Origin of the sequence: Pseudoalteromonas carrageenovora IAM 12662, assembly GCF_900239935.1 — a bacterium.
In the GTDB taxonomy this organism is placed as follows: domain Bacteria; phylum Pseudomonadota; class Gammaproteobacteria; order Enterobacterales; family Alteromonadaceae; genus Pseudoalteromonas; species Pseudoalteromonas carrageenovora.
On record NZ_LT965928.1, the window covers coordinates 1,636,788 to 1,655,491 of the forward strand.

Sequence of the window (18,704 nt, forward strand, 5' to 3'; positions counted from 1 at the left end):
GCTGCTAAACTGCGCGTTTATAAAATGTTGAGCGCTATTGCTTAGCCTTACTACTCCCTTACTCAGGAAATTACTTTGACAAATAACGATATTTTACGCCGTCTTCGCTACACCTTTAACTTAACAGATACTGCCATGGTTGATATTTTTGCTGCAGCAGAGGCTATAGTAACTACAGAGCAAGTCATTGCATGGTTAATAAAAGAGGGCGAGCAAGAGTTTGTTAAAATTTCAGACACTGAGTTTGCAACGTTCTTAAACGGGTTTATTAATACTAAACGCGGTAAGCGTGACGGTGAGCAACCAATACCAGAAAGTAAGCTAAATAATAATATTATTTTTATGAAGCTGCGTATTGCGCTAAACATGAAAGCAGAAGATGTAATAGCAACGCTTGCACTTGTTGACTTTGATTTGAGTAAACACGAATTAAGTGCGTTTTCTCGTAAAGTAGAAAACAAGCATTACCGAGTGTGTAACGATCAAATACTGCGTTTATTTTTAACTGGCGTTCAGCAGCAATACCGCCCTGCAGAGTAAATAAAGCGAGTGACTGTTAACCTCTTTGTAAATTTAATCTTTAAAGGTCAACAGATCCTAACAGCTCAGCAAATGCTGAGCTTTTTTGTATTTAGGGACTGAGATTAAGAGAAGGCTTTGTCTGATAGCGCTTCTTGCATTTGCTCACGCATTTTGAATTTTTGTAGTTTGCCCGTTACTGTCATTGGGTAACTTTCTACAAAACGAATATACCGAGGCATTTTAAAGTAGGCCAATTTGTCTTTTAAAAATTCACGAATTGCTTGCTCATCAAGTATTGCATCTTCTTTTGGCTGAATCCACGCACACACTTCCTCACCGTATTTTTCATCGCTAATACCAAATATAGCGGCATCTTGTATACCGGGGTATGTATAAAGGACCTCTTCAATTTCTCGAGGGTAGACGTTTTCACCACCACGAATAATCATGTCTTTAATTCGCCCAACAATGCTAACAAACCCTTCGCTATCCATAACACCTAGATCGCCTGAATGAAGCCAGCCGTCACTATCTATTGTGGCTTTTGTTTTTTCTTCGTCATTCCAATAACAGCGCATTATGCCTGCGCCTTTAGAGCAAACTTCACCGGGTAAACCTATTTTTTGAATATTACCCAGTTCATCAATAATTTTAACCTCAGTATGAGCAAGGGCGCGCCCAACGGTGGTTACTTGGCGCTCTATTGATGAGTCTGTTTCAGTTATATTATTTATAGGGCTGCATTCTGTTTGTCCGTACGCAATTAAAACCTGATGCATATTCATCTGGGTTTGAACTTTACGCATGACTTGTTCAGGGCAAGTAGAGCCTGCCATAACCCCCGTTCTAAGTGACCTTAAGTCATATTCATTAAAGGTGCTGAGCTCAAGTTGACTAATAAACATAGTGGGAACACCGTGCAGTGCTGTACAACCTTCTTGCTCAATTACATCAAGCGTTGTTTTTGCATCAAACGAATCACTTGGATAAATAGCTGCTGCTCCTTTTGCAACACATAACAAACTGCCAAGCACCATTGCAAAGCAGTGATATAAAGGAATGGGAATACATAGCTTGTCTTGCTCAGTAAAATGCATGGACTCTGCTACAAATAGCGCATTGTTTAATATGTTTTTATGAGTAAGCGTTGCACCTTTTGGGTTACCTGTTGTGCCCGAAGTAAATTGAATATTTATGTCCTGATCGGCACTTAAATTTGTAGCAATAGCGTTAAGTTCAAGCTCATGAGCTGACGTGGCCATCTTCATAATATCTGAAAACGAAAACATGCCAGCGCTTATCTCATCACCAATGCGGATCACATTTTTAAGACTAGGTAAGGCTTGAGCTGAAAGCTTGCCATTGTCACAATGTTTAAGTTCTGGCGCTAAACTATTTAGCATATCTATATAGTTGCTGCCTTTAAACTGTGAAGCCGTAATGAGTGTAGAGCATTCAACGCTATTTAATGCATATTGAAGCTCGTTTGGCCGATAGGCTGGGTTGATGCATACCATAATGGCACCAATTTTTGCGGTAGCAAATTGAGTTAGGCACCACTGAATATTATTTGGTGACCATATTCCTACCCGATCTCCTGGCTTAACGCCTATGGCTAATAACCCCATAGCGAGTTGATTTACTTCTTTTTGAAACTCTTTATAGGTTAAACGGATGTTTTGATGATTTACTACCACCGCGAGCGAATTGGGGTTTTTGTCGACAATAAAATCAAAGTAGGCACCAATGGTTTTATTGGTTAAAGGTGTATTTCGTGAGCCTTTAAAATAGCTTTGTGACAACGGCAATGTGTTTATAAGTTCTACTTCTTTAACCGCTTTATGTTGTGTGTGCATGTGTTTCTCCGTGTCGATGTGTGTGACGTACATAAACTAAAGTTTAAATAAACATATATTGTCGACAAAGAGAAGGGTGGTTAGACTAATGTATTAGCTATAATTGTGAGGTAGTATATAAGGGTTGCATCTAAAGCTAGGCATAAGTTTCTTAATACCTTATGCCAAATACGCTAAGTTAGTCAGTATGTGTGTTAACTAATTTGGGCATTAAGTTAAGTCTGTTGTGAATCGCATGATGAATAAATTCAAGCTTTGTTCTTACTGCTTGCGTTAACACAAACGGATAGGCATCGGCTAACCCCATGCTACGGTTAAGAGAATTTAATATAATCGAAAACTCCATCCAACTATCTAAAATTGATGTTATTGAAGTTTGCCCATAAAAATAGTGTGAATTTTGTGGCAGTCTTAGCTCATCAGCTTCATCTATTTCATATTCGCTACCGGTAATAGAGCCTGTAATTGAAAAGTTTTTTGCAGTCTCTAGTGTGTCAATAATATGCATGTAGTGAGCCCATGTTTCAGCCCAGTCTTCAAATGGGTGCATAGTGGCATACTCGCTAATAAAGTTTTCATGCCAATTAGCGGGTGCACCATTTTTATAATGTATGTCGAGGGCTTCTTGGTAATCAAGCGCATCATCGCCAAAGTATTGCTTACATAAAGCATGTTTCTCTGGTGAGTTGGCAATGAGTTGATCAAAATAATAATGGCCTAATTCATGGCGAAAATGCCCTAGTAAAGTACGGTAACGTTCACCCATTGCATGCTTTGTATGTGAGCGCGCTATATCATCTGCTTCAGCTAAATTTATAGTGATATGCCCACAATTATGTCCGGTAAATACATCCTCATGACCTGCGAGCTTTGTGACAAAGTGATCGTTTACGTTTCTGTCTGTTATAAAGTCAAAACTTAAACCATTTACAGGGTCTTGGTTTAAGTTATTAAGCGGAACACAAAGTGCCTTTAAAGTATATAAAGCACGGCGCTTAGCCGTTTCCATATTGCGCCAAAGCGGAATATGTTTGTCTATAGTTAAATCGGGAACTGTTTCATTAAAGCGACACGCAAAACAGAGCGTTTCGTCTTTATCTACGGGGGGGTCAAACGTATTCAAATTAACCATGCCATTACATGCGCCAAAGTGTGCGTTGTTATCACATTTTTGATAAGGCACATCGGGTTGCTCTGCCTTGAAATATAATCCTGTTTCCTCGTTAAATTCGTAGGGTTCAACAAGGTTAAAATTGTCGTCAATTCCTAAAGTACGACCACAGGCTAAACAATGACTACTTTCAAAAAAAATGGTGAGGTTATCTTTACAGTTACATTTAAAGGTTTTCATATTTTTACCGTACTAGCAAAAAGGGCATAAACAACAAAACGGGTTATGCACGTGAACAGTCGCAAAGTTACGCACTATATGCGTTGTAATAATTCAGTCTTTTTAGTATTAAACTCACTTTCACTTAGCGCACCTAACTCTTTTAAATGCGCAAGCTTTTCGATTATTTCGAGGGTTTCAGCTACCGAAAACGGCAAAACATTCCCTTGTGTATTTATTATATTATTTACCGCTTTTTGTGGCTCAATTTGTTGCGTTTGCTGAGCTTGTTGATCACTTGCTGGGTTATTTACAGGTTGCTCAATAGGGGCTTGTGTTGCTTGTGCAAAATTTTGTTGCTCAGACTGAATAATAGTATCTGTTGGTTGTGAAATTAATGGCAAACTATTTACGCTAATGTTTCCCCACTGGCTGTTAAACGTAAGGGAAGTTTCGCTACCTTGTTGCTGGCTTACACCACTAATTTGGTGATCAAGCGTATCGTAAATAGTTATTTGACCATTTAGCTCAACGGCTAACCTGTTTGGGAATACCGCATAACGGATATTATTTTGCGCGCCACTACTAAAGGGGCTACCCAAATCAGTTGGCCACCATTGAGCGCTACCTGGTGTACCTGCTGGTATTACAGGAAATACCTGGTTAGCACTTAAAAGGTTAGCCAGTTCATTACATAAGTTATCGACGGTATTTTTTAACCCGTTATTAAACATATCACCAACCATGGTCATACCGCCTCGCATCCACTGACCCGAACCACCAAGCTCAGGGCAATTAAACTGTGCCATTGAGCCACCACCATGATTTACTGCTATTAGCATATGCACTACGGCATCGTAGCTAAGGCCATAACGCGCAGATATACCTTTTACTAAATTATCGCCAGTATCAGTTAGCGTTTGCATAAAATAGGTGTCCTTTAAATTAAGGGTGTGTCATTTGCACATTTCCATGGTGCATTTGATGATAATAAAAGCGTGAAGATTAATATTACTTTAATCGTTTTGCTTTAATCTGAGTTTGACTAATTCTTAAAACATAAATGGTTAAAAATCGCTCCACTATAACAGCTTTATAAATTTAAATAGCAGTATTTAGTATGAACTATTTTTTAATGCTCGGCGTGCTTATTTAAAGTGAAATAATTTAAATCAGTTGTTTTTTATTTAGCCATTAATGGTTTTATAGAATACAGTTAGTAAAACATTAATGGATATTTTTCTTTGTTAATATTCAATATTTTAAATTGTTGTAATTTAATAAAGACTAAATTTTTGTCTTTTTTGGTGCAGCATTTGCACCAAAACAAAGGCAAATTTTTTAATTACGTAAATTTGTGAAAGCTAATATCTATGTGAATGGCCAATGGGTGTTTTTTAGCTGTTTTTAAGGCCTCGTATAAGTAAAAATTTTATGGAATATAAATTGCACAATATTGCTTAGGATAAGTCATATTTTGTAATACCTAACTGGCTATACATTATTAAAGGGGAATTAATCAATGACAATTACTGTTGGTATAGCGCACCATACTCAATACAAGTACGACCGAGCGGTAAACATGGGGCCACATATCTTTCGTTTACGTCCTGCTCCGCATAGCCGCACAAAAATAAAAAGCTACTCGATTAAAATAGTCCCTGAAGATCACTATATAAATTGGCAACAAGACCCTTTTGGCAATTATCAAGCAAGGGTTGTGTTTAATAAGCCTACAACAGAGTTTAGCTTTACGGTTGACCTTGTTGCTGAAATGACCGTGATTAACCCTTTTGACTTCTTTTTAGAAGAATACGCAGAAGAGTTCCCTTTTAAATACGATAAAGTGTCAAAAGCAGAGCTTAATCCTTATTTAAAAAAGCGAAAGCCAAGCCCTAAATTCGTCGATTTAATTGAGTCTTTACGCCCTGAAAAGCCTATTAGAAGTGTTGATTTTTTAGTAGCGGTTAACCAAGCTATTTATAACTTGGTAGGGTATGGCATTCGTTTAGAGCCTGGCGTTCAAACGGCAAATGAAACACTAACTAAAGGTACTGGTTCGTGTAGAGATTCTGCATGGTTATTAGTGCAACTTTTTCGCCATTTAGGCTTAGCTGCTCGCTTTGTTTCTGGTTATTTAATTCAACTAACGTCAGATCAAAAATCATTAGATGGTCCAAGCGGCCCTGAAGAGGATTTTACCGACTTACACGCATGGACTGAGGTTTACATTCCTGGTGCTGGTTGGATAGGGCTCGATCCAACGTCAGGCTTATTTGCAGGCGAAGGGCATATCCCGCTTGCGTGCACGCCTGAGCCAAGCTCTGCTGCACCGGTATCGGGTGGTATTGATGAATGTGAATCTGAGTTTAGTTTTTATAATAAAGTGACGCGTGTTCATGAAGACCCGCGTGTGACTAAGCCATACTCTGAAACACAGTGGAGCGCTATAAACCGTTTAGGTTTACAAGTTGATGATATTTACAATCAAGAAGGGATCCATTTAACCATGGGCGGTGAACCTACGTTTATTTCAATAGACGATATGGAGCACCCGCAATGGAATACAGAAGCTGACGGCAAAGAAAAGCGCGTACTTGCCCAAAACTTATTTGTTGCTATGAATAAGGTATATACAAAAGGCGGCTTTACACATTACGGACAAGGCAAGTGGTACCCAGGCGAACCATTACCTCGTTGGCAATATGCATGTTATTGGCGCAAAGACGGACAAGCGCTTTGGAAAGATACAAACTTACTCGCTGATCCTAATAAAGACTATAAATTAGATCACACAGACACCAAACGCTTTACCGAAAAGCTCTGCGAGCAAATAGGCTTAGAAACAAAAGCAATTACAACTGCCTATGAGGATATTTTATATCATTTATGGCAAGAGGCCTCACTACCTAATGAGGTCGGCCCAAAAGAGCCTGAGTTGTTAAATGCCATGAGCCGAAAAGGCTTTTTAGCAAAAATGGAAAAAGGAATAGAAAACCCTGTAGGTTATGTGCTGCCATTACAATTTAATGAAAGTAGACACTGCTGGCAATCTTGCCTGTGGGAATTTAAACGTGAACACTGTTTTTTACTACCTGGTGAATCACCGCTGGGCTATCGACTTCCACTTGATAGTTTACAGTGGAGCGGCAATATAATTGACCGCGACCCATTTGATATACCAGCAAGTTTTGAGAAGACTAAAAAACTTAAAAAAGGCTTTATTGGTAGTGAAATGATCAAAACGGCTATGGCACTTGAAGTGCGAGAAGGGCGTTTATATATTTTTATGCCACCAACGAGTCATTTTGAACATTACATCGCATTATTAAATGCAATAGAAAGCACGGCTAAAGCGCTTTCAATACCCGTTGTTATAGAAGGCTACAGCCCGCCGAAAGACAGCCGTATAGAAAAATATGCAGTCACACCTGACCCTGGTGTTATTGAAGTAAATATACATCCTTCAACCTCATGGAAGCAGCTAGTTGATAGAACAACAACACTGTATGAGCTTGCTAAACAAACGCGCTTAGGTACCGATAAGTTTATGGCAGATGGTCGCCATACAGGTACTGGTGGTGGTAATCATGTAACACTTGGAGGCGAAACGCCTGATCAAAGCCCATTTTTACGTCGTCCAGATATATTAAGAAGCTTTATTACCTATTGGCAGCATCATCCGGGGTTATCTTATTTATTTTCAGGTTTATTTATAGGCCCTACAAGCCAAGCACCACGTGTAGATGAAGCGCGTGATGAGCTGCTTTATGAACTTGAAATTGCCTTTTCGCATATGCCTGAGGGCGAAGTGCCTGAGCCATGGCTAGTGGACAGACTACTACGTAATTTATTGGTCGATTTAACAGGTAATACGCACAGAGCTGAGTTTTGTATTGATAAACTGTATTCACCTGATTCACCAACGGGGCGCTTAGGTATTGTCGAGTTTAGAGGTTTTGAAATGCCGCCGCACTCGCAAATGAGCCTAGTGCAAATGTTATTACTGCGTACCTTACTTGCTTGGTTTTGGAAAAAACCTTACCACAAACCATTGGTACGGTGGGGTACAGAGCTTCATGATAAGTTTTTATTGCCTCAGTATGTTGAAGACGACTTAGCTGAAGTAACGCGTGACTTACAAGAAGCAGGTTTTGCGTTTCAATTAAGCTGGCTTAATCCATTTTTTGAATTTAGGTTTCCGGTTTGTGGCACACGCGAACTCGATAACGTAACGCTAGAATTAAGAACCGCAATAGAGCCTTGGCATGTACTGGGTGAAGAGGCGAGTGCATCAGGTACTGCACGTTATGTAGATTCATCCCTTGAGCGTGTACAAATAAAAGTAAAAGGCGCTATAAGCGATAGATACATTGTTACTTGTAATAGCCGTAGAGTGCCGTTAAAAGGGGTTAAAGGAAAAGGGCATGATGAACTTGTGGCGGGGATTCGCTACCGAGCTTGGCAGCCACCTACAGCACTGCATCCTACTATTGGTGTACATGCACCATTAGTCTTTGATTTAATTGATACCTGGGAAGGGCGCTCATTAGGCGGATTTGTTTATCATGTAAGCCATGCCGGAGGACGCAACCCTGAAACGTTACCTGTTAATGCATTTGAAGCAGAAGGGCGTAGAGTCGCACGTTTTTGGGAACACGGTCACACGCCATCGTTGTTAGCATCTGATCAACCAAGTTGGAGCCCATCAGCCGCTACACGTACGTTTACTAGTGCAGAGACGGTGAGTGACTTTGTAGTACCTGATGAAGAAAACGTTAATATGGATTATCCAAATACGCTTGATTTAAGACGACAACCACGATTTAAATAAAGCATAAATAAGCTCAATAATGATGTTATTCCACTTTTAAATTAATTAAAGTGGAATAATCTATATTCAATTCTAGCCTTAAAGTTAATGTTATAGTTTTAAGGTGGAGCACTTTAATTTGTACATAAATAATAACGCAATGCCTGAGTTACCACAGTGGTTGTCTTTGTATCTTGAAAAAGGCCACGGGCATGACGAGTTAGCAAATCACAGTGGTTTGAGTCCTGAGCATTGGGATACATTATTTAATCGTTTATCAAGCTTAACGGGCGAAGATCTCAGTAGTCGTGCAATTGAAATTCGTCAGCTTCTTCAAAATGGCAATATTAAAAGTGAAAGTAATCAACAATGGCACTTAGATCCACTGCCATTTATGTTCTCCGGCAATGATTGGAAAGCCCTTGAAAAAGGGATCAAGCAACGCACCTCATTACTTAACAAGGTGCAGAACGATATTTATTCTGAGCAAAAGCTACTTTTAAATGGGCACATTAGTGCCGAAAACCTGTATCAAGACAGTCACTTTATGCGTGAGGGCTTTAGTTTACCTAAAGACGAGCTTAAACTATTTTTTACGGCACTTGATGTGTATCGAACGCCTTCTGGCGAATTTAAAGTATTAAAAGATCACTGCCAATGCCCACTTGGCCTTGGGTTATTACTAAAAAGCAGAATTATTGCGCGTCGCGTAATGGCCGAAGAATTTGCCGAATGTAATGTGCAGCAAATAAAAGATTTTTTAAACTTATTTCAAGAGGGTATTAATGAATATATTCATTATATGGATGACCCTCGAATCGTTATTTTAACCCAAGGTATAGACGATCCTAACTATAATGAGCATGCGTTTTTATCAACCTACTTTGGCTATACCTTAGTACAAAGCGCCGACTTAACGGTTAGAAACGGCGAAGTGTGGCTAAAGTCATTGCAGGGGCTTGGAAAAATTAACGTGATTTTGCGTTGGATCCCTGACAATAGCATTGACTCATTAGAACAAACTGAATATTCATTGCATGGTATTGCAGGGTTATTGCAAGCTGTACGCGAGGGCACCGTTAAAGTTTTAAATCCGTTTGGTAGTGGTGTTTTGTCATCTGCAGCGATTCAATTTAATTTAGATAAGCTATGTGAGCAGCTTTTAGGTGAGCCATTATTAATTCCAGGGGCTAAGTATTATAAGGCCACTGAAGCTGAGGATTTAGATTGGAGTACACTTGAATTCACAAGCTTCAAAAATCCTGAGTTTAAGCTCGATGGTGAATTAGATGCAAAAAAAATTAAACAACACATTCAACAAAATCCAGATGCGTACTACTTTCAAGAAAAGCCTGTATTTAGTAGTGCCCCCTTTTGGCAAGACGGTAAATTAATAGCCAAACCTGTCATTTTTAGGTGTTATGCGTTAACTACAGAGCATGGCATAGAAGTACTGCCCTCAGCCTTGTGTTTATCTACACAGGCACGAAATTTAGCCGGTAAATCGGGGTGGCTCAAAGACACATGGGTAAACACGGTCGATAATATTGACTTAGAAGAACAAAATGCACCGGTACCTATTCGTAAAAGAATGGACGTTACTCTGCTCGAAGGAATTATTTCAAGTAGGACCGCTGAGCATTTATTTTGGCTTGGCCGTTACTTAGAACGCTGTGAAAATACGATTAGGATTCTACGTATTTTTATCGACCGCTATACCGAACTTGCTATATATCCCGATTTAATAAGGCGTAATATTGTTGCTAGGTTACTCACTGCTATCAAGTCGCAGCATATTGTATACCCGTATATTGAGCAAAGTATTACAAATGAGGAGTTTGAGACCCGTGATGCTAAGCTAAGTGCTTTTGTGTTACTTGCAGATGAGCAATGTGCTGGAAGTATTATTAATACGCTTAAATATTTAGCTAATGCATCGGTACAAGTACAAGAGCTATTATCTCATGATAGTCGTCGTATTATTGACGAAATGAACGAGCAAATAAAAATACTTAAGCACGTTAATATCAATATATCTACGCGCACCATTCAAAGTATTTTAGATAAAGTGATTGGCCTTATTATGGCTTTTAATGGCTCTCTGGCAGATTGTATGCCAAACAGTAATGGCTGGTTTTTACTTGAGATAGGTAGACGCATAGAGCGCAGCCTACAAATAACGTCTTTGGGAAATACATTACTCACCCAAAAACTAGATGAACCTGAAGAGCTAGGTTTATTAGAGGCCGTACTCAGTAGCCAAGTGAGTTTAGTAACCCATAAACGCCGCTATAGAATGTACCAAACAATAGGCACGGGGCTTGAGTTATTATTGCTAGATGCAGAGTACCCCCGCTCATTATTATTTCAACTTGAACAAATAAATCAGCTTTGCCAGCATTTACCCAATAAACGCAGGCAAGGCGTAATTGCAGCTCATGAAAAAGCTATTTTACTCTCCAAAACGAGCTGTTATGTAACCGAAAAAGATTACCTGCAAACAACAGAAAACGGACAGCGCAAACATTTAATTGAATTTAGCCATAACATAAGAATAAACTTAGATACTTTTTGTGATGTATTATTACTACAGTATTTTTCTCATACACAAACGGCTAATAAATTGAACTGGACTAATATTGAGCAAGCTCAATCGTGAAATATAAAATTAAGCATTCGACGACGTATAACTATACTGATTTTGTAAGTTTGTGCCAAAACCAAGCACGTTTAACACCTAAAACTAATCGTGGGCAGATTTGTCATAGTAGCCACATAAAGATAGAGCCCATTGCTAACTATGTTCAAGAGTTTACAGATTACTTTGATAATAAAGTCACTGCGTTTGAAATAGCAACACAACATAAAAAACTAACAGTGACCATGATAAGTGAAGTTGAGCTAATTACGACTGCAAATAAAAACTTAAATACTGCTGTTATTAGCTGGGAAGAAGCGCGTGATTTTTTAGCAAAACCAAACACAGCACAATTATTAAAAATATCTGAATTTATTTTGCCCTCTCAGCTTACACCTATTGAGGAAGCCTATAAGGATTATGCGTTAGTGTCGTTCTTAGCTAATGCTAATTTAATAGATGCCTGTAAAGATTTAATGGCACGAATATTTCATGAGTTTCACTATGATCCCGGTTTTACAACTATAAGCACACCTTTAAGTGTTGTTTTTGCACAAAAAAGGGGCGTCTGCCAAGACTTTGCACACTTTGCACTCGCGTGTTTACGCAGCATAGGCTTAGCTGCTAGGTATGTTAGTGGCTATATAGAAACACTACCACCTGAAGGCGAAGAAAAGCTTGAAGGCGCAGATGCAACCCATGCATGGTTTGCACTGTTTGTTCCTGATTTTGGCTGGGTAGACTTTGATCCAACAAATAATATTTTACCAAGTGGGCAACATGTAACACTTGCAGTAGGGCGTGATTTTTCTGATGTAACACCGCTTAAAGGTGTTGTATTTGGTGGGGGGTCTCAACTACTTGACGTAGCTGTAGATATGATTCGATTAGAATAAATTAACAACTTCATAGTTATTATGGATAAGACGGAAGGGTGTATGAAAATTGATTGGAAAGCGTACCAAACGAATGGCTTTTTTGATGAATTAATAGACGCACAAGGAAATATTCGATCACATGGCAAACAGCTTGCGCAATTTTTTGCTGGTTTATCTGAAGAAGAACTCATAAAAGCCAGAGCGGTTGCTGATTTAGCGATTAAGGAAATGGGTATTACCTTTACGGTTTACAACGAAGGTAACATGATCGATAGAGCATGGCCGTTTGATATTATCCCACGTACTATTGGTAAAAAAGAATGGCAAAGTGTAGAAGTTGGTTTAAAACAGCGCGTTGAGGCTTTAAATTTATTTATTGATGATTTATATCACGATCAAAAAATTATAAAAGATGGGGTTTTCCCAAAAGGACTCCTAGAAAAGTCCGTTAACTTTCGTACTCAGTGTGTTGGCATTAACCCACCTAATAAAATTTGGGCACACATTTGTGGCTCTGATTTAGTGCGCGATGGCAACGGCACTATGTACGTACTTGAAGATAACCTGCGGGTGCCTTCTGGTGTATCTTACATGCTTGAAAACCGCTCTGTAATGAAGCGGGTATTTCCTGAACTATTTGAACAAGCCACTATTTTACCTGTTGATGATTATCCATCGCAATTGTTTGATACGTTAGCGGCTATGTCTCCACGTAAGCAAGATAAACCCGAAGTGGTCGTACTTACGCCTGGCGTATTTAACTCGGCATATTTTGAGCATTGTTACCTTGCTCAAGAAATGGGGTGTGAGCTGGTGGAAGGCAGAGATTTAGTCGTCGAAAAAGACGACTGTGTATACATGCGAACCATAACTGGATTACAACGAGTTGATGTAATTTACCGTCGAATAGATGACTTATTTTTAGACCCAGAAGCATTTTTACCTGAGTCCCAATTAGGTGTCCCTGGTTTGATGCGTGCCTGGTCTAAAGGGAACGTAGCTCTTGTGAATGCACCTGGTGCAGGTGTTGCCGATGATAAAGTTGTTTATGCATATGTACCTGAAATAATAAAATATTATTTGGGTGAGGAAGCTAAGCTTGAAAACGTACCAACCTTTAAATGCCTCGATCCTAAAGAGTGTGACCATGTTATTAAAAACATTGATAAGCTTGTTGTAAAGCCAGCTAACGAGTCTGGTGGTTATGGATTATTAATTGGCCCTAAATCGACTAAAAAAGATCAACAAGAAACGATTGCTCAAATCAAAGCGGATCCGCGCAACTGGGTGGCACAGCCAACACTTGATTTATCAACTGTCCCTACGCTTGATGGAACGCAAGTAGATGGGCGCCACGCTGATTTAAGGCCGTTTATTTTATCATCAGGTAAAGATACACAAATAACGACAGGCGGTTTAACGCGAGTTGCTATGGTGAAAGGCTCTTTAGTCGTTAATTCATCACAAGGCGGTGGCAGCAAAGATACATGGATTGTGGACGAGGAGGCTTAATAATATGTTATCAAGAGTAGGTGAAACTTTATATTGGGTTGCTCGCTATGTTGAACGTGCTGAAAATGTGGCCCGTTTGATCAACGTAAATAACATGCTAATGATGGACTTACCAAAAGGTGTTTGTACTGGGTGGGAGCCGTTAATAGATATTATTGGCGCACGAAAAGCATACCAAGAAAACCATACCGATTATAGCGAGCAAAAAGCACTGCGTTATTTATTGGTAGGTAGCGATAATAACTCCTCGATATTGAACTCGATTATTAGTGCTCGCGAAAGCGCACGTACCATTCGTGACGTTATCCCGCGTGATGTATGGGAAGAAATTAACTCTTTGTATTATTATGTAAAAGATAACCAAAAAGAAGGGTTAACAAAGCGCGGTCGATTTGCTTATTTAAAACAAATTATCGAGTCAGCTCATTTAATTTTTGGTGCGTTAGATGCGACAATTAACCACGATCATGGATTTACTTTTATACGCTTTGGCTCATTAATAGAGCGCGCAGATATGACCTCGCGAATTTTAGATATTCGCTCAGAAACACTTATTACTAGCGATGAGGCAAAACCATTTGAAAATATTCAATGGATAAGTTTATTACGTTCACTCAGTGCTTATCAAATGTACCGACAAGAGATGGGTGTGCGCGTGCAGCGCTCAGATGTGCTTGAATTTGTAATGCACAGTGAAGTGTTTCCTCGCTCTATAATGTTTTGTTTAATGGAGTTAAAAAAGCAGGTAAGTGTTTTACCAAACTCAAAAGGTATTATCGATTTAATTGAGATTGCAATTAAAGAGTTAAAGTCAGAAGAAGTCAGACAATTAAAAAATGGTTTTTTGCATAAATATATTGACCAAATACAAATTGAATTAGCGGGTATTCATAATGAACTTGCACAAACTTACTTTTTAAAGCCAGCTGAGTAACTCTAGGTTTTATACAAAAAAAACGCGCCATTTGGGCGCGTTTTTACTTTAAAGCTTGTTAAATTACATTTCGTCACTACGGTACGTTTTTTTCATAATGTATACGTAGGCATTAACAAATGCATTTTCTTGATATTTTTTAAGGCCGGTTTCTTCAAAAGCAATAGGGATAGGGTTACGCTTAACTTGCTCTTTAATCTCGGTTGTTGAGAACACGCGAACATCTAAGTTTTCAATTAACTGAATAGCAGTTTCCATTTTGAAACCTTTAGCGCTGCCTGCAAATTTACCTTTAGGTTGGCGTTCGCGAATAGCCACAGAGTCAATTTGGTAATCTTGCATTAGCTTTGCAAAATCAAATTGAAATTTGCGCATTACTTCAGTGTCATTGCCATTACCTAAGGTAAAACGTGTTTGGCGCACATCGCGAATATCAAATACGTCATTATCTTTACTTAAAATACAAAGTAGTACGTCACTACCGGTAATTTCTACACCACATGTTCTCATTGCTGTTCTCTAATATAACTTAATTGCTTCGTATTATACCCAACCTCTATTAAATTGCGAGGACAAGCAATTAACTGTTGTTTAATTAATGCGATATTTAAAATTGTCACATTATTGATTTAAATTACTTAACGCAGCACTAAAAATAGCTTAATAAGGTAAAATAACGCTGAATGTAGGCGCTTTAAACTTGTAATTGTTACTCTATCACGCGACAATATCTTTTTTGTAGTTGAGCAGACTCAGCATCTACATTAGCCAACTAAGGCGAAAAATAGTCAATGCTTATTCGTAAGAGCGTTGTCGAGTCATTCTCATTTAATTTTATTAGAAAATACACGTGATACATTGTAGGTGTCACCACTGTATGTAAGGATTTATAATGCCAGTTATTACTCTCCCTGACGGCAGTCAGCGTAGTTTCGAAAACCCTGTAAGTACTCTTGATGTAGCAAACGATATTGGCCCTGGTCTTGCTAAGGCAACCATTGCAGGTCGTGTTAATGGCGATCGTGTTGATGCGTGTGATCTTATTAGTGAAGATTCTCGTCTTGAAATCATCACCGCTAAAGATGACGACGGCTTAGAAATTATTCGTCACTCTTGTGCTCACTTGATTGGACATGCAGTTAAGCAACTTTTCCCTGAAGCTAAAATGGCTATTGGTCCGACTATTGATAACGGTTTTTACTACGATATCGATATGGAACATTCTTTGTCACAAGATGACTTAGACGCCATTGAAAAGCGTATGCTGCAACTTGCAAAAACAAACTACGACGTAGTGAAAAAAACAGTAAGCTGGCAAGAAGCACGCGATACGTTTGAAGCGCGTGGCGAAATATACAAAATTGAAATTTTGGACGAGAACATTGCAAAAGATGACCGTCCAGGATTATATCATCACGAAGAATATGTAGACATGTGTCGTGGTCCTCACGTACCAAACATGAAATTCTGCCAAAACTTTAAAATAATGAAGGTAGCAGGTGCATACTGGCGTGGTGATTCTGAAAACAAAATGCTACAACGTATTTATGGCACAGCGTGGGGCGATAAAAAACAACTTAAAGCGTACTTAAAGCGTTTAGAAGAAGCTGAAAAACGCGATCACCGTCGTATTGGTAAAGCACTTGATTTGTGGCATTGGCAAGAAGAAGCGCCAGGCATGGTATTTTGGCACAACGATGGTTGGAGCATTTACCGTGAGCTTGAAGAGTTTGTTCGTGAAAAACTACGTGAATACAGCTACGAAGAAGTAAAAGGTCCAATGATGATGGACCGTTCATTATGGGAAAAATCAGGTCACTGGGAAAAATATTCAGACGCAATGTTTACCACTGAGTCTGAAAAGCGCGAATATGCTATTAAACCAATGAACTGCCCAGGCCACGTACAAATTTTTAACCAAGGTTTAAAATCGTACCGTGACTTACCGCTTCGTATGGCTGAATTTGGCTGTTGTCACCGTAATGAACCATCAGGTGCATTACATGGCTTAATGCGTGTACGTGGCTTTACACAAGATGACGCTCACGTTTTCTGTACTGAAGAACAAGTAATGGACGAAGTGTCAGCGTGTATTAAGATGGTTTATGATACATATGAGACGTTCGGTTTTGAAAAAATTGTAGTTAAGCTTTCAACTCGCCCTGAACAACGCATTGGCGACGATGAAGTGTGGGATAAAGCTGAGCTAGCATTAGCTGATGCACTTAAAGCAAACGACATTGAATTTGATTACCTTCCGGGTGAAGGGGCGTTTTATGGTCCTAAAATTGAATTTACTTTGTACGATTGTTTAGACAGAGCGTGGCAGTGTGGTACAGTGCAACTAGATTTTGCATTACCAGGTCGTTTAGGTGCAACTTATGTAGCTGAAAACAACGAACGACGCACTCCAGTTATGATACACCGTGCTATATTAGGCTCTATTGAGCGCTTTATTGGTATTTTAACTGAAGAGTATGCTGGTTTATTCCCAACGTGGCTTGCACCAAAGCAAGTTGTGATTATGAATATCACCGATAAACAAGCACCTTATGTGCAGGAAATTGTACAAAAATTAAATAAACTTGGAATTAGAGCCGCAGCTGACTTGAGAAATGAGAAGATTGGCTTTAAAATCCGAGAACATACACTTAAGCGTATTCCTTACTTACTTGTTGTTGGCGATAAAGAAGTTGAACAACAAGAAGTAGCAGTACGTACTCGCACAGGTGAAGACCTAGGCAAATTTAATGTTGATGATTTTGTAGCTAAAATTAGCGAAGAAATTAAAAGTCGACAGTAAAAAAAATCGAGTGTGTAGGGCATATACAAACAGCCAAACTACACACTTATATTATTGATATTCTTGGAGGAACGTACTATTAGAGGCGGCAAGAAAGGGCAACAAACAGCTCAAAAAAATCGTATTAACGAAGAAATTACAGCTCAAGAAGTTCGTTTAATCGACATCGACGGCGAACAAGCTGGAATTCAGTCATTAAAAGACGCACAAGCTATGGCTGATGCAGCGGGTGTTGATCTCGTAGAGATTAGCCCAAATGCTGAGCCGCCTGTTTGTAAGGTTATGGACTACGGTAAGTTCATCTTTGAAAAAAGCAAAGAACTAAAAGAGCAGAAGAAGAAGCAAAAGCAAATCCAGATTAAAGAAATCAAATTCCGTCCTGGCACGGATGAAGGTGACTATCAGGTTAAGCTTCGCAACTTACGTAAGTTCTTAGAAGCTGGCGATAAAGCTAAAATTACGATCCGCTTCCGTGGTCGCGAAATGGCTCACCAAGAAATTGGTATAGAATTATTAAACCGTATCAAAACCGATTTAGAAGAGTTAGCAGTAGTTGAGTCTTTCCCAAATCGTGTTGAAGGCCGCCAAATGGTTATGATGATGGCGCCTGTTGCTAAAAAATAATTTTTAGGCGATAATACGCACCGAATTTAGCTCAGGTACCCAAGTAATATGCAAATATTCACCTGTGCTAACCGGTTTTAAAGTAAAATTGCGGCATTTATGCTGGGTTTTCACCGGAATATGGCAGTAAGTTAGGCCTAAAAGTGGAGCTATAGAAATATATCTCACGCCTGCTTACTAATTTTAAAGCAATACATTTGGAGTTATTGCAATGGCTTACAAGCTAAAAAGTCACAGTGGCGCTGCTAAGCGTTTCAAAAAGACTGCTTCTGGCGGTTTCAAGCGTAAACAAGCGCATCTTCGTCATATTCTGACTAAGAAAACTTCTAAGCGTAAGTTACACCTACGTCCTAAGATGATGGTTCATAAAAATGACCATGGTCTAGTTTCACGTATGTTACCATTCGCTTAATAGGGGTTTTTAGAAATGGCAAGAGTTAAACGCGGCGTTGTCGCACGTGCACGTCACAAAAAAGTTTTAAAACAAGCGAAAGGTTACTACGGAGCACGTTCACGTGTTTATCGCGTAGCTTTCCAGGCTGTTACTAAAGCGGGTCAATACGCTTACCGTGACCGCCGTGCGAAGAAACGTACTTTCCGTCAATTATGGATTGCACGTATCAATGCAGCTTCACGTCAAAATGGTCTGTCTTACAGCCGTTTTATCAATGGTCTTAAAAAGACGTCTGTAGAAATCGATCGTAAGATCCTTGCAGATATCGCTGTTTACGACCAAGTTGCATTTGCAGCGCTTGTAGAAAAAGCAAAAGAAGGCCTAGCGGCAGCTTAAGTTT

Annotated in this window: 14 protein-coding genes; 10 read left to right on the top strand and 4 right to left on the bottom strand. The window is 39.2% G+C overall.

Annotated elements, in window-relative coordinates; genetic code table 11:
* The first annotated feature begins 75 nt into the window (after positions 1 to 75).
* A complete protein-coding gene (locus ALFOR1_RS07440) occupies positions 76 to 540 on the top strand; it encodes a YehS family protein (protein ID WP_104642557.1) in 465 nt (154 codons plus the stop codon).
* Between the two features lie 104 nt (positions 541 to 644).
* Here the strand turns inward: ALFOR1_RS07440 and ALFOR1_RS07445 are convergent, their stop codons facing one another.
* The 3 genes from ALFOR1_RS07445 to ALFOR1_RS07455 form a co-directional block, all read right to left on the bottom strand.
* Positions 645 to 2,378, bottom strand: coding sequence for an AMP-binding protein (locus tag ALFOR1_RS07445; protein ID WP_104642558.1), 1,734 nt, complete (start codon positions 2,376 to 2,378; stop codon positions 645 to 647).
* 178 nt (positions 2,379 to 2,556) lie between these two features.
* The gene (locus tag ALFOR1_RS07450) at positions 2,557 to 3,729 is read right to left on the bottom strand and encodes a zinc-binding metallopeptidase family protein (RefSeq protein WP_104642559.1); all 1,173 of its coding nucleotides are present in this window, start codon (positions 3,727 to 3,729) and stop codon (positions 2,557 to 2,559) included.
* Between the two features lie 74 nt (positions 3,730 to 3,803).
* Positions 3,804 to 4,634: an SHOCT domain-containing protein gene (locus ALFOR1_RS07455; RefSeq protein ID WP_104642560.1), complete on the bottom strand. Its 831-nt coding sequence runs from the start codon at positions 4,632 to 4,634 to the stop codon at positions 3,804 to 3,806.
* Positions 4,635 to 5,230: 596 nt separating this feature from the next.
* On the opposite strand from ALFOR1_RS07455, the gene ALFOR1_RS07460 reads away from it, so the two are divergent.
* From ALFOR1_RS07460 to ALFOR1_RS07480, 5 genes are all read left to right on the top strand, one after another.
* Positions 5,231 to 8,542, top strand: a complete 3,312-nt coding sequence (locus ALFOR1_RS07460; protein ID WP_104642561.1) for a transglutaminase family protein — start codon at positions 5,231 to 5,233, stop codon at positions 8,540 to 8,542.
* Positions 8,543 to 8,660: 118 nt separating this feature from the next.
* Positions 8,661 to 11,180 carry a circularly permuted type 2 ATP-grasp protein gene (locus tag ALFOR1_RS07465; RefSeq protein ID WP_104643639.1) on the top strand — a complete coding sequence of 840 codons (2,520 nt, stop codon included), beginning with the start codon at positions 8,661 to 8,663 and terminating at the stop codon, positions 11,178 to 11,180.
* Positions 11,177 to 12,055 (top strand): transglutaminase family protein, encoded by an 879-nt coding sequence (locus tag ALFOR1_RS07470; RefSeq protein WP_104642562.1) that lies wholly within the window; start codon positions 11,177 to 11,179, stop codon positions 12,053 to 12,055. The genes ALFOR1_RS07465 and ALFOR1_RS07470 overlap by 4 nt, the downstream gene beginning before the upstream one ends.
* Before the next feature lie 42 nt (positions 12,056 to 12,097).
* Positions 12,098 to 13,549, top strand: a complete 1,452-nt coding sequence (locus tag ALFOR1_RS07475; protein ID WP_104642563.1) for a circularly permuted type 2 ATP-grasp protein — start codon at positions 12,098 to 12,100, stop codon at positions 13,547 to 13,549.
* 4 nt (positions 13,550 to 13,553) lie between these two features.
* Positions 13,554 to 14,483 (top strand): alpha-E domain-containing protein, encoded by a 930-nt coding sequence (locus ALFOR1_RS07480; RefSeq protein WP_058549088.1) that lies wholly within the window; start codon positions 13,554 to 13,556, stop codon positions 14,481 to 14,483.
* Between the two features lie 63 nt (positions 14,484 to 14,546).
* Here ALFOR1_RS07480 and ALFOR1_RS07485 read toward each other — a convergent pair whose 3' ends face one another.
* Entirely contained in the window at positions 14,547 to 14,993 is a 447-nt protein-coding gene (locus ALFOR1_RS07485; RefSeq protein ID WP_058403926.1) for a DUF3010 family protein, read from the bottom strand.
* 382 nt (positions 14,994 to 15,375) lie between these two features.
* On the opposite strand from ALFOR1_RS07485, the gene thrS reads away from it, so the two are divergent.
* The 4 genes from thrS (at position 15,376) to rplT (ending at position 18,700) form a co-directional block, all read left to right on the top strand.
* On the top strand, positions 15,376 to 17,286 hold the full coding sequence (thrS, locus tag ALFOR1_RS07490; RefSeq protein ID WP_058549089.1) for a threonine--tRNA ligase: 1,911 nt from the start codon (positions 15,376 to 15,378) through the stop codon (positions 17,284 to 17,286).
* 63 nt (positions 17,287 to 17,349) lie between these two features.
* The gene (infC, locus tag ALFOR1_RS07495; RefSeq protein WP_008466946.1) at positions 17,350 to 17,910 is read left to right on the top strand and encodes a translation initiation factor IF-3; all 561 of its coding nucleotides are present in this window, start codon (positions 17,350 to 17,352) and stop codon (positions 17,908 to 17,910) included.
* Between the two features lie 211 nt (positions 17,911 to 18,121).
* Positions 18,122 to 18,322 (top strand): 50S ribosomal protein L35, encoded by a 201-nt coding sequence (gene rpmI / locus ALFOR1_RS07500; RefSeq protein WP_002960713.1) that lies wholly within the window; start codon positions 18,122 to 18,124, stop codon positions 18,320 to 18,322.
* A 15-nt stretch (positions 18,323 to 18,337) separates the two neighbouring features.
* A complete protein-coding gene (gene rplT / locus ALFOR1_RS07505; RefSeq protein ID WP_004587841.1) occupies positions 18,338 to 18,700 on the top strand; it encodes a 50S ribosomal protein L20 in 363 nt (120 codons plus the stop codon).
* Positions 18,701 to 18,704 lie beyond the last annotated feature (4 nt).

Bases quoted from the DNA above. Each gene is read 5' to 3' on its own strand.
- ALFOR1_RS07450 (WP_104642559.1), bottom strand. From the start codon at position 3,729: ATGAAAACCTTTAAATGTAACTGTAAAGATAACCTCACCATTTTTTTT.
- ALFOR1_RS07455 (WP_104642560.1), bottom strand. From the start codon at position 4,634: ATGCAAACGCTAACTGATACTGGCGATAATTTAGTAAAAGGTATATCT.
- ALFOR1_RS07480 (WP_058549088.1), top strand. From the start codon at position 13,554: ATGTTATCAAGAGTAGGTGAAACTTTATATTGGGTTGCTCGCTATGTT.
- ALFOR1_RS07485 (WP_058403926.1), bottom strand. From the start codon at position 14,993: ATGAGAACATGTGGTGTAGAAATTACCGGTAGTGACGTACTACTTTGT.
- ALFOR1_RS07445 (WP_104642558.1), bottom strand. From the start codon at position 2,378: ATGCACACACAACATAAAGCGGTTAAAGAAGTAGAACTTATAAACACA.
- thrS (WP_058549089.1), top strand. From the start codon at position 15,376: ATGCCAGTTATTACTCTCCCTGACGGCAGTCAGCGTAGTTTCGAAAAC.
- rplT (WP_004587841.1), top strand. From the start codon at position 18,338: ATGGCAAGAGTTAAACGCGGCGTTGTCGCACGTGCACGTCACAAAAAA.
- ALFOR1_RS07460 (WP_104642561.1), top strand. From the start codon at position 5,231: ATGACAATTACTGTTGGTATAGCGCACCATACTCAATACAAGTACGAC.
- rpmI (WP_002960713.1), top strand. From the start codon at position 18,122: ATGGCTTACAAGCTAAAAAGTCACAGTGGCGCTGCTAAGCGTTTCAAA.
- ALFOR1_RS07475 (WP_104642563.1), top strand. From the start codon at position 12,098: ATGAAAATTGATTGGAAAGCGTACCAAACGAATGGCTTTTTTGATGAA.